General features: G+C 67.5%; 5 protein-coding genes. 4 read left to right on the top strand and 1 reads right to left on the bottom strand.

Annotation, left to right across the window (positions count from 1 at the left end; translation table 11 throughout):
- Positions 1–131 precede the first annotated feature (131 nt).
- The 4 genes from I71_RS27240 to I71_RS27225 all read left to right on the top strand — a co-directional run bounded on the left by I71_RS27240 (position 132) and on the right by I71_RS27225 (position 3804).
- The gene (locus I71_RS27240; protein ID WP_042701354.1) at positions 132–1127 is read left to right on the top strand and encodes an aldo/keto reductase; all 996 of its coding nucleotides are present in this window, start codon (positions 132–134) and stop codon (positions 1125–1127) included.
- Positions 1128–1185: 58 nt separating this feature from the next.
- Complete coding sequence (locus tag I71_RS27235; RefSeq protein ID WP_085940793.1) at positions 1186–1749, top strand: flavodoxin; 564 nt, start codon at positions 1186–1188, stop codon at positions 1747–1749.
- A gap of 82 nt (positions 1750–1831) precedes the next feature.
- Complete coding sequence (locus I71_RS27230; RefSeq protein WP_042701348.1) at positions 1832–2572, top strand: SDR family oxidoreductase; 741 nt, start codon at positions 1832–1834, stop codon at positions 2570–2572.
- Between the two features lie 5 nt (positions 2573–2577).
- Complete coding sequence (locus I71_RS27225) at positions 2578–3804, top strand: multidrug effflux MFS transporter (protein WP_083897425.1); 1227 nt, start codon at positions 2578–2580, stop codon at positions 3802–3804.
- Positions 3805–3834: 30 nt separating this feature from the next.
- Here I71_RS27225 and I71_RS27220 read toward each other — a convergent pair.
- Positions 3835–4490 (bottom strand): SDR family oxidoreductase (locus I71_RS27220; protein ID WP_042701342.1); only part of this gene is annotated, 656 nt, incomplete at its 5' end.

Raw genomic sequence — 4490 nt, 5'->3', positions numbered from 1 at the left:
TGCTGGCGATGCATTTATGAAATGCGGATATGACGTCATGCGGATCATGCAGTCTAATCGGTGGTCTTCCCATGGATTATCTCCCTCCCAACGCAACGTTGAGCGCCCACGGCCGTGGGTGGGAGAGAGCGATGAAGACGCGTGTTCTTGGGAAAAGCGGTCTGGAGGTCTCAGCGATCGGCTTCGGCTGCATGGGTCTGAACTTCAGCTATGGCCATGGGTTGAACCGGGAGGAGAGCATCACGCTGATCCGGCAGGCGGTGGAGCGTGGCGTCACCTTCTTCGACACGGCTGAAATCTACGGCCCCTTCACCAACGAGGAGATCGTCGGCGCGGCGCTGAAGCCCGTGCGCGACCAAGTGGTGATCGCCACCAAGTTCGGCTTCAACATCGATCCCGCCACAGGCAAGATGAACGGCACGAACAGCCGTCCCGAGCATATCCGAGCGGTCGCAGAGGCGTCGCTGAAGCGCCTCGGCGTCGAGGTCATCGACCTGCTCTACCAGCACCGCGTCGATCCCAACGTGCCGATCGAGGACGTGGCGGGCGCCGTCAAGGACCTGATCGTGGAGGGCAAGGTCAAGCATTTCGGCCTGTCCGAGCCCGGTGCCCAGACCGTTCGCCGGGCGCATGCGGTGCAGCCGATAACCGCACTGCAGAACGAGTATTCGCTGTGGACGCGCGGTCCGGAGACCAACGGCATCCTCCAGGCCTGCGAGGAGCTGGGCATCGGACTGGTCGCCTACAGCCCGCTCGGCAAGGGCTTCCTGACCGGCGCCATGGGCAAGGACACCAAGATCAGCGAGAACGACTTCCGCAGGATCCTGCCGCGCTTCACGCCCGAGGCGATGGAGAAGAACCAGGCGCTGGTCGACTTGCTGAAGCGCATTGCGGCTGAGAAGAAGGCGACAGCGGCGCAGATCGCGCTCGCTTGGCTGCTGGCGCAGAAGCCGTGGATCGTGCCGATCCCCGGCACCACCAAGCTGCACCGGCTGGAGGAGAACCTCGCTGCGGCGGAGGTCGAGCTGACCGCCGGCGACCTCGCCGAGATCCAGCGTGCTGCGGCCGAGATCACGGTCGAGGGACAGCGGTATCCTGAGCATCTGATGAAGACCACCGGCCTCTGACCGAACCGAGGGAGGCGATCCGATGAAACGCCGGAGCGGCGTGTCGAGGCGGGACGCCATGACGGCCGCGCTCTCATTGCCCCTTGCGACGGGACTGGGCCTCACGGCCAGTTCCGCCGCCGCGCAGCAGGTCGCATCCCGCGCGGCACCTCTGGTTGCCTATTTCTCCCGCACCGGCAACACGCGCGTCATTGCGGGCCAGATCCGGCGGGCTCATGGCGCGGACCTGTTCGAGATCGAACCGGCCGACCCGTACCCGGAAGACTACGAGGCAGTCGTCCGACAGGCGCAGGGCGAGCGGGACACCGGCTATCAGCCCCCGTTGCGGGCCACGTTCCCGGATATCTGGTCCTACGACATTGTTTTTCTTGGCTTCCCGATCTGGGGGATGAGCACTCCTCCGGTGATCCGGTCCTTCCTGGCCGGTCATGATCTGTCCGGCAAGACGCTCGTCCTCTTCGTCACCCATGGCGGCTACGGCCTTGGCAACAGCATGGCGATCGTTGCCGCGCACGCACCGCGGTCACGCCTCCTTGAGCCGTTCACCATGCGGGCGGATCAGGAGCGGGAAACGCTCTTACAAGTCTCCCGATGGCTCGGCGACATCCAGATCGGCCGCTGATCCGACCGCAACGCGCAGACACCGGATCCCCGACGCTGGAAAGCGGCGGGCGCCGGGCAACCGGACCGAAAGGAAGGCATCCATGAGCAGCAATATCGACGGCAAGGTCATCGTCATCACGGGCGCCAGTAGCGGGCTCGGCGAGGCCACCGCGCGGCACCTTGCGAACTCGGGCGCAACGCTGGTCCTCGGCGCCCGCCGGCTCGACCGGCTCCAGGCCCTGGCCCGCGAGCTGGACCTCGCGCCGGGCGCCGCGGTGCAGACCGACGTCACCGACCGCGAGCAGGTCAAGCGCCTGGTCGACGCGGCGGTCTCCGCCCACGGGCGGATCGATGTGATTGTCAACAACGCCGGCTTGATGCCGCACTCGCCGCTGGAGCGCGGCAAGGTGGAGGACTGGGACCGGATGATCGATGTCAACCTCAAGGGCGTGCTTTACGGCATCGCCGCGGCGCTCCCCCACATGACGCGGCAGAAGAGCGGGCACATCATCAACGTCTCCTCGGTCGCTGGCCACAAGGTGCGCCCGGGCAGCGCGGTCTACGCGGCGACCAAGGCGGCGGTGCGTATGCTGTCCGAGGGGCTGCGGATGGAGGTGAAGCCCTACAACATCCGCACCACCATCATCTCGCCGGGGGCCGTGCAGTCGGAGCTGCCGCAGAGCATCACCGAGGCCGACGTCGCCAAGGGCATCCAGGACTTCTATCAGGCCGTTGCCATTCCGGCCGATAGCTTCGCGCGGATGGTCGCCTTTGCCATCAGCCAGCCCGACGACGTGGACGTGAACGAGATCCTGTTCCGCCCGACGACGCAGGAACTGTGATGTCGATGATTGCCAGTGTTCAGACGCCGGCCGCGGCGACCCGCCACGGCTGGCGCGTGCTCGCGATCCTCAGCGCGCTGATGGGCTTCGCGTCGATCTCGACCGACCTGTACTTGCCGGCCATGCCGGCGATGGGCCAAGCGCTCAGCGCCGACGCCGGCATGGTCGAGCTGACGGTGTCGGGCTATCTCATCGGCTTCAGCCTGGGGCAGCTCCTGTGGGGCCCGGTCAGCGACCGCTTCGGCCGCCGCCTGCCAGTGGTGGTCGGACTGGTGCTGTTCGCCCTGGGTTCGGCCGGCTGCGCCATGGCGGGCAGCGCCGAGGCGCTGATCGGCTGGCGCGTCGTGCAGGCGGTGGGGGCGTGCCCCGGCGTTGTGCTGGCGCGGGCCATGGTGCGCGACCTCTACGAGGGTCCTCGCGCGGCCCAGATGCTATCGACGCTGATGACCGTGATGGCCATCGCCCCGCTCCTCGGACCGGTCGTCGGCGGGCAGATCCTCGCCGTCGCGGGCTGGCGGGCGATCTTCTGGACGCTGGTCGGCGTCGGTGTCGTCACGCTCGCCGCCCTGTTCACCCTGCCCGAGACGCTGCCGCCGGAGCGGCGCAACCGCGAGCCGCTTGGCCGGGCGCTGCTCCGCTACGGCACGCTGATCCGTCAGCGCCGGTTGCTCGGCTACGCGGGGGCGGGTGGGTTCTTCTACGGCGGCATGTTCGCCTACATCGCCGGCACGCCCTTCGCCTACGTCACGTACCACCACGTGCCGCCGCAGATGTACGGCCTGCTGTTCGGCGCCGGCATCGTTGGCATCATGACGACCAACACGCTCAACGCGCGGCTGGTGCGGCGGCTGGGCAGCGACCGGCTGTTGCTGTGGGGTGCCGGGGTGGCCGCGCTCGCCGGGAGCGTGGTGGCGGCGACGGCCTGGAGCGGCTGGGGCGGGCTGTGGGGGTTGGCGGTGTCGCTGTTCCTGTTTGTCTCGGCGACCGGCTTCATCGTCGCCAACTCCATCGCCGGCGCGCTGGCGGGCTTTCCAGAGCGCGCCGGCGCCGTCTCGGCGCTGGTCGGGGCGGTCCATTACGGCAGCGGCATCGTCAGCTCGGCCGCGATCGGCGCGTTCGCCGACGGCACGCCCTGGCCGATGGGCTGGGTGATCGCACTCACCGGAATCGGCAGCCTGTCGTGCACGTGGTTGCTTGCTCCAACCACCCATACAAACGCAAGGTCAACATAACGAAGCTTGGCGCGTCCTTGCATTGTGGGATCAATCCGGAACCGGCAGCTTGCCCGCACGCATCGCCGCGATCACACCGCCATCGATCAGCAGGTCGCTGCCGGTGATGAACCCCGCATCGGGCCCCAGCAGATAGGAGGCCGCCACCGCGATTTCCTCGGGCGGGGCCATCCGCTTGGACGGAGAGGCGGCGATCATGGCGCGATAGCCATCTCCGATCTCCGAGTTCAACTCGTGCTGCGCGAGCGGCGTCACGATGATCCCGGGGCTGATCGAATTGACGCGCGCGCCGCGGGCGCCCCAGCTCATCGCGGCCGCCTGCACGCGAAGGTGATTGGCGCGCTTGGCGATCATGTATGCGACAAGCGAATTGGGCACGGCGTCCCCCTTCAGGAAAGGCAGATTGAGCAACTCATCGGCGGGCGCGAAGGCCAGTGCGTGCTCCTGATCTGCTGGTAGGGGCGGCATCATGTGGCCTGCCATGCTGGAGATGACCAGACCAGCGCCGCCACGGGCGATGATGTGCTCGAACTCCTCCAACACCACGGCCGATCCGTAAAGGTCGACTTCCAGCACCTTGGCAGGGGGCGCCATGTTCGGTGACAGGCCGGCGGTGTTGATCGCCTGCGTCACGCTGCCCAGCGACGCCGCCTTGTCGGCCAGTGCGCGTACCGACTCCCGCGAAG

Origin of the sequence: Azospirillum sp. B506 (assembly GCF_000333595.1) — a bacterium.
Classification (GTDB): domain Bacteria; phylum Pseudomonadota; class Alphaproteobacteria; order Azospirillales; family Azospirillaceae; genus Azospirillum.
The sequence above is the reverse complement of the archived record's forward strand: the minus strand, read 5'-3'. Positions and strand labels throughout refer to the sequence as shown.

Excerpts from the sequence above, each read along its gene's own strand:
- I71_RS27240 (WP_042701354.1), top strand. The coding sequence starts at position 132 with ATGAAGACGCGTGTTCTTGGGAAAAGCGGTCTGGAGGTCTCAGCGATC.
- I71_RS27235 (WP_085940793.1), top strand. The coding sequence starts at position 1,186 with ATGACGGCCGCGCTCTCATTGCCCCTTGCGACGGGACTGGGCCTCACG.
- I71_RS27230 (WP_042701348.1), top strand. The coding sequence starts at position 1,832 with ATGAGCAGCAATATCGACGGCAAGGTCATCGTCATCACGGGCGCCAGT.
- I71_RS27225 (WP_083897425.1), top strand. The coding sequence starts at position 2,578 with ATGATTGCCAGTGTTCAGACGCCGGCCGCGGCGACCCGCCACGGCTGG.